A 6,449-nucleotide genomic window follows, 5' to 3' on the forward strand; every position below is an offset into this window, starting at 1 on the left:
GGTCTGGGTCAGGCGGCGCTCGTCGCCGCGCCGGACGGTGCCGTGGCGCGGTTGCGAACACTGCGGTAGCGCCGGTCGCTGGCGGCGAGCACGCCGCCGAGCGCCATCAGGATGGCGCCCAGCCAGATCCAGCGGACATAGGGCTTGTAGTAGAGACGCAGCGCCCAATCACCGCTGTTGCCGATCGGCTCGCCGAGCGAGACATAGATGTCGCGCAGCAGCCCGGCGTCGATCGCCGCCTCGGTCATCGGCATACCGCCGGAGACATAGCGACGCTTCTCGGGGTGGAGCACGGCGATCTCGCGCTCGCCGTCGTAGACCACGAACTCGCCGCGCTGGGCGGTGTAGTTGGGGCCCTCGATCGGGGTGACGCCGTTGAACTGGAAACGGTAGCCGGAGGCCTCGTGGACGTCGCCCGGCGACATCCGCACGTCGGTCTCGGCGCCGTCGTTGGAGACCATGGTGACGCCGACGATGAACACCGCCAGCCCCAGGTGCGCCAGCTGCATGCCGTAGTAGCTGCGACTGCTGGGGTTGATGTCGCGGCGCAGCGCGCGCAGCCCGCCCTTGTGCTTGAGCCGGTCGAGCAGGCTGGCCAGGTGGGTCACCACCAACCACAGGCTCATGCCGACGCCCAGGCCGACGCCGATGTCGCGTGCCGCGAACCCGGGCCAGGAGACCAGCAGGAAGGCGCCGATGCCGAGCGCGGCGGCGAGCCACAGCGCGCGCAGCATGCGGGCCGGCTCATCGTGTTTCCAGCGGGTGTTGGGGCCGACCCCGGTGGCCAGCACCAGCAGCGGCGAGAGCGCGACGAACATCTTGTTGAACCAGGGGAAGCCAACCGAGATCTTGCCCCAGCCGGCGGCCTCGTAGATCAGCGGCGCCAGGGTGCCGAACAGCACCAGCACGGTAAGGGTGGCGAACAGCAGGTTGTTGACCAGCAGGAAGCTCTCGCGCGAGAGCAGGTCAAAGCGCCCGCCGCCGGAGATGTCGGCCGCGCGCCAGGCGTAGAGCGCGAGCGAGCCGCCGATCACCACGCAGAGGAACAGCAGGATGAAGGAGCCGCGCGCCGGATCGGTGGCGAAGGCGTGCACCGAGGTCAGCACCCCGGAGCGCACCAGGAAGGTGCCGAGCAGCGACAGCGAGAAGGCCGAGATGGCGAGCAGCACGGTCCAGCTCTTGAAGGCGGCGCGCTTTTCGGTGACCGCCAGCGAGTGGATCAGCGCGGTACCGACCAGCCAGGGCATGAACGAGGCGTTCTCGACCGGGTCCCAGAACCACCAGCCGCCCCAGCCGAGTTCGTAATAGGCCCACCAGGAGCCGAGCGCGATGCCGATGGTGAGAAACACCCAGGCGACGGTGGTCCAGGGACGCGACCAGCGCGCCCAGGCCGCATCGAGCTTGCCGCCGATCAGCGCGGCGATGGCGAAGGCGAAGGCCACCGAGAAGCCGACATAGCCCATGTAGAGCATCGGCGGATGGATCGCCAGCCCCGGGTCCTGGAGCAGCGGGTTGAGGTCGCGGCCCTCGAGCGGTGCGGGATAGATGCGCTCGAAGGGGTTGGAGGTCAGCAGCATGAACAGCAAGAAGCCGATCGCCACCATGCCCATCACCGCCAGCACCCGCGCCACCATCGGCAGCGGCAGGTTGTTGCTGTAGGCGGCCACCGCAGCCCCCCAGAGCGCGAGCATCAGTGCCCACAGTAGCAGCGAGCCCTCGTGCGCGCCCCAGATCGCCGAGATCTTGTAGACCAGCGGCATCAGGGTGTTGGAGTTGCTGGCGACATAGATCACCGAAAAGTCGTCGGTGAGGAAGGCCAGCAGCAGACAGCCGAAGGCGATGCCGATGAAGGTGAGCTGGCCCCAGGCCAGCGGGCGCGCCATCGCCATCCAGGTGCGGTTGCCGGTGAAGGAGCCGGCCAGTGGCAGCACCGCCTGCACCAGGGTGATCGCGAGGGCGAGGATCAGGGCGAAGTGCCCGAGTTCAGGAACCATCAGTTGGATACTCCGGCCGTCTCCGCGGTGTCCGATGCCCCCTCGGCCTGGGCCGTCTGCAGGGTGCTCTCGACCTCGGGGGGCATGTAGCTTTCATCGTGCTTGGCGAGGACCTCGTCGGCGTAGAACACGCCGTCGGGGCCGAGCCGTCCCTTGGTGACCACGCCTTGACCCTCGCTGAACAGGTCGGGAAGGATACCGGTATAGGCCACGGTGACGGTCTCGGCGTTGTCGGTGACATCGAAGTGCACCGTCAGCCCGTCGTCCTGGCGCGCGATGCTGCCCTCGGTGACCAGTCCACCGAGGCGGAAGACGCGATCCTGGGGGGCCTCGTTGGCCAGCACCTGGGTCGGGCTGAAAAAGTAGGAGATGTTGCTGTTGAGCGCGGTCAGCGCCAGGGTGGCGGCGGTGCCGACACCGACGATGGCCAGGGCGACGAACAGCAGGCGTTTCTGTCGGGGTTTCATTGATCGTTGGCTCCTGCGTCACGAATCCGCATCAATCGACCGAGCCGGGCGCGAATGGTTCGCTGGCGCGCGCGCAACTGCAGCACCTCGATCACCAGCAGGAGGGCGGTCATGCCGTAGGCCCCCCAGACGAAGAAGGCGTAGCCGCCCTGGGCGAAGAAGTCGCTCATGCCTTGTCCCCCGTGTCGAGCAGGTCGCGCACCCAGGCGCTGTCGGACTCACGCTGCAGGATGATGCCGCGCAGTCGCATGAAGCTGGTGGCGAAGGAATAGGTCCAGAATCCGAAGGTCATCGCCAGCATCGCGAAGAGGATGTTGCCGTCGATCTGAGTGAGGTCGGAGCGCTGGTGCAGCGCGGCGCACTGGTTGGGATCGGGGCAGTTGATCGACCAGAAGATCACCGGGACCATGATCAGCCCGACGATCGCCAGCAGCGCCGCGGCGCGATCGGCGCGGCGTACGTCGTCGATCGCCGAGTGCAGCGCGATATAGCCGATATAGAGGAAGAACAGCACCAGCTCGGAGGTCAGACGCGGGTCCCAGTCCCAGTAGGTGCCCCAGCTCGGGCGTCCCCAGAAAGCCCCGGTCCACAGTGCAAGAAAGGTGAAGATCGCGCCGGTGGGGGCGACGGCATTGGCCATCATGAACGACAGCCGGGTGTTGAACACCAGTCCGATCGCCGCCCAGCCGACCATCACCACGTAGAGCCACATCGACATCCAGGCCGCCGGCACGTGAATGAAGATGATGCGGTAGTACTCCTTCTGAGCATTGCTGCCGCCGAGTCGGTCGGCGGTCTCGAAGAAGCCCCAGTAGAGCCCGAGCCCGAGCAGGATCAGGGTGATGATCCAGAAGGCCGGGACCAGCCTGCCGGCGATCGGGTAGAAGGAGGCGGGCGAGGCGAATTTGAACCAGTTCAGTGCCATGGCGGGTGTCTGCGTTCGCTTGAGGGTTTATTCGAGTGAGATCTTGAGTGCGGCGGCGGCGGCCACCGGGGCGAAGACCAGTGTCACCAGCAGGAAGGCGCCGAGCAGCTCGAAGTAGGGGCGGGTGTCGGCGACCGAGACCGTGGCGGCGACGTCGATCGCCCCGGCGCCGTAGACCAGCACCGGGATGTAGAGCGGCAGGATCAGCAGCGCCAGCAGGATGCCGCCGCCGCGCAGTCCCAGGGTCAGCGCCGCGCCGATCGCCCCGAGCAGACTGAGCACCGGGGTGCCGATCAGCAGGGTGAGCATCATCACCCCGACGGCGGCGCCGGTGAGGTGGTACTGCATCCCCACCAGCGGGGCGATCAGCACCAGCGGCAGCCCGGTGAGCAGCCAGTGGGCGGTGATCTTGGCCAGCACCAGCAGCGCGCGCGGCTGATCGGTGAGCAGCATCTGCTCGAGGGTGCCGTCGACATGATCGGCGGCGAACAGCCGCTCGAGTGCGAGCATCGAGGCCAGCAGCGCCGCCACCCAGACCACGCCCGGGCCGAGCGTCTGCAGCACCTCGCGCTCGGTACCGATGCCGAGCGGGAAGAGGCTCACCACGATGACGAAGAAAAACAGACTGGTCAGCACGTCCGTGCCGCGTCTGAGCGCGAGGGTGAGGTCGCGCGAGAGGATGCACCAGAAGAGTCGCAACACCGGTGGTTCAGCTCCCGAGGTCGAGTCGCGCGACCTGCCCCGAGGTCAGGGGCACGTCCTGATGGGTGGTGAGCACGACGATGCCGCCGCCGGCGACATGCTCGGCGATCAGCGTCTCGAGCAGCGCCACGGCGGCGGTGTCGAGCGCGGTGAAGGGCTCGTCGAGCACCCACAGCGGCGCGCGGCTGAGCACCAGTCGCGCCAGCGCCACGCGCTTCTTCTGCCCCTGTGAGAGCATCCGCGTCGGCAGGTCCTCGAAGCCCCGCAGACCGATGCGCGCGAGCGCCGCCCACAGCGCCTGCTCGTCGAAGCGCTCGCCGTCGAGGGTGGTGGTGACGCGCAGGTTCTCGACCCCGGTCAGGTCACCCTTGATGCCGTTGAGGTGCCCGAAGTAGAGGAGGTCGCGGTGGTATTCGTCACCGAGTTCGGCGATCGGGGTGGCGCGCCAGCGGATCTCGCCGCGTTCCGGGGTGAACAGGCCGCAGAGGGCGCGCAGCAGGGTGGTCTTGCCGCTGCCGTTGCGACCGCGCACGTGCAGCAGGGTGCCGCCCCCCACCTCGACGTCCAGCGCGCTGAAGAGCAGCCGATCACCGCGTCGGCATTCGAGCTGCACTACCTCAAGCATGTCGTTCAGGGGTCCGGTCCATTGCTGCGGCGCAGCCCCCGCACGGGGCGGGCGCGCCCGGTTCTGACGTCTGGCGGGCCGCTGCGGGCCGCCGGGTCGAGCCGGCAACCTTAAACGCTGGTGACGTATTACTCAACATCGCCGCCTCGCGCCGGGTCGCGGCGGCGGATCTGCCAGCAGTTGTGGATGCGCGGGTTGCGCGCGAAGTCGTGCGGCAGCGTCTGCGCGGTGAGGTCGGTGATCTCGAGCCAGGGCAGGGCGGCGTGGTCCATGCGGAAGCCGCGGCGGTTGTTGGAGAAGATCAGCGTGCCCGTAGGGGCGAGCAGGCGCATCGTGGCTGCGATCAGGTCGACATGATCGCGCTGCACGTCGAAGGTGCCCTGCATTCGCTTGGAGCTGGAGAAGCTCGGCGGATCGAGGAAGATCAGGTCGAATTCGCGTCGTCCGGCGTGACGTTCGATCCACTGCAGACAGTCGGCCTGGACCAGGGTGTGGTCGTGCCCGCCGATGTCGTTGAGCACCAGGTTGCGCTCGGCCCAGTCGAGATAGGTGCGCGACATGTCCACCGTGGTGGTGGAGCGCGCGCCGCCGCGCGCGGCATAGACGGTGGCGCTGGCGGTATAGGCAAAGAGGTTGAGGAAGCGTGCGCCCGCGGCCAGTCGCCCGACCAGGGCGCGGGTGTCGCGATGGTCGAGGAACAGACCGGTGTCGAGATAGTCCTCGAAGTTGACCAGGAAGCGGTGCCCGCCCTCGGCGACCTCATGGAAGCGACGGGTCTCGGCGATGCGCTCGTACTGGCTGGCGCCCTTCTGCTGACGACGGACCTTGAAATGGACCTGACCGGCGGGGATCTCGAGCACCTCGGGGATCATCGTCATCGCCTCGCGGGCGCGCAGTCGCGCGCGCTTCTGATCGACGCTCGCTGGCGGGGCGTATTCCTGGACGTTGACCCAGCGTCCGTCGGGGCCGCCGTAGAGGTCGATGGCGAAGGCGTACTCGGGCAGGTCGGCGTCATAGAGACGGTAGCAGTCCACCGCCTCGCGCTTGCACCATTTGCGCAGCGCCTTGAGGTTCTTGCGCAGTCGGTTGGCGAACATCTCGGCGCCGGGGCCGAGCGACTCCGGCGGCAGCGGGCGCGGACGGTTGGTGGCGAAGCGCTCGGCCTCGACCTGGAAGTGCAGCAGGCGGCACTCGATCTGGCCGTTGTAGAGGGTGTGGGTGCGGTGCGCGCGCAGCCCGAGCTGATGGCCGAGTTCGGGCGAGCCGGTGAACACCGCAGCCCGCCAGCCGAGGAAGCGCTCGCGCAGCACCGAGCCGAGTCGTGCGTAGAGCGCCTCGAGGTCGTCGTCGCCGCCGAGACGCTCGCCATAGGGCGGGTTGACGATCACCAGACCGCGATCCTCGGCATGCACCGGCTGGCAGTCGCTCAGCTCGCGCCGCTCGAAGTGCGCCAGGCCGGTGAGCCCGGCGAGCGCCAGGTCGTCGATCGCCACGCGGATGGCGTTGGGGTTGCAGTCGTAGCCGCGCAGGGTGCCGACCCGTTCGCGCCCGGTCTCGGCGCGTGCGCGCGCCTCCTCGCACAGCGCCGCCCACACCTCGGGCTGGTGCGCCGACCAGCCGAGGAAACCGAAGTGTTCGCGCAGCAGCCCCGGGGCGATGTCGGCGGCGATCAGCGCGCCCTCGATCACCAGGGTGCCCGAGCCGCACATCGGGTCGAGCAGTGCCGCGCCCTCGGC

Annotated in this window: 7 protein-coding genes (1 of these 7 only partly in view); all 7 read right to left on the reverse strand. The window is 68.4% G+C overall.

What is annotated here, in order from left to right; translation table 11 throughout:
* Positions 1 to 8: 8 nt before the first annotated feature.
* On the reverse strand, positions 9 to 1,994 hold the full coding sequence (locus MARPU_RS06505) for a heme lyase CcmF/NrfE family subunit (RefSeq protein WP_005221017.1): 1,986 nt from the start codon (positions 1,992 to 1,994) through the stop codon (positions 9 to 11).
* Entirely contained in the window at positions 1,994 to 2,461 is a 468-nt protein-coding gene (gene ccmE, locus MARPU_RS06510; RefSeq protein WP_005221018.1) for a cytochrome c maturation protein CcmE, read from the reverse strand. The genes MARPU_RS06505 and ccmE overlap by 1 nt, the downstream gene beginning before the upstream one ends.
* A complete protein-coding gene (gene ccmD / locus MARPU_RS06515; protein WP_005221019.1) occupies positions 2,458 to 2,631 on the reverse strand; it encodes a heme exporter protein CcmD in 174 nt (57 codons plus the stop codon). Before ccmD ends, ccmE begins: the two co-directional genes overlap by 4 nt.
* Complete coding sequence (ccsA, locus tag MARPU_RS06520; RefSeq protein ID WP_005221020.1) at positions 2,628 to 3,386, reverse strand: cytochrome c biogenesis protein CcsA; 759 nt, start codon at positions 3,384 to 3,386, stop codon at positions 2,628 to 2,630. Before ccsA ends, ccmD begins: the two co-directional genes overlap by 4 nt.
* A gap of 27 nt (positions 3,387 to 3,413) precedes the next feature.
* Positions 3,414 to 4,088, reverse strand: a complete 675-nt coding sequence (gene ccmB / locus MARPU_RS06525) for a heme exporter protein CcmB (RefSeq protein WP_005221021.1) — start codon at positions 4,086 to 4,088, stop codon at positions 3,414 to 3,416.
* 7 nt (positions 4,089 to 4,095) lie between these two features.
* Positions 4,096 to 4,713, reverse strand: coding sequence for a cytochrome c biogenesis heme-transporting ATPase CcmA (ccmA, locus tag MARPU_RS06530; protein ID WP_005221022.1), 618 nt, complete (start codon positions 4,711 to 4,713; stop codon positions 4,096 to 4,098).
* Positions 4,714 to 4,841: 128 nt separating this feature from the next.
* Positions 4,842 to 6,449: the 3' portion of a bifunctional 23S rRNA (guanine(2069)-N(7))-methyltransferase RlmK/23S rRNA (guanine(2445)-N(2))-methyltransferase RlmL gene (gene rlmKL / locus MARPU_RS06535; protein ID WP_005221023.1), read on the reverse strand. Its footprint extends 579 nt past the window's final position; the window shows 1,608 of its 2,187 coding nt (coding positions 580-2,187); the start codon falls outside the window, past its right edge — the gene reads right to left on this strand; the stop codon is at positions 4,842 to 4,844.

The organism is Marichromatium purpuratum 984 (genome assembly GCF_000224005.2).
Classification (GTDB): domain Bacteria; phylum Pseudomonadota; class Gammaproteobacteria; order Chromatiales; family Chromatiaceae; genus Marichromatium; species Marichromatium purpuratum.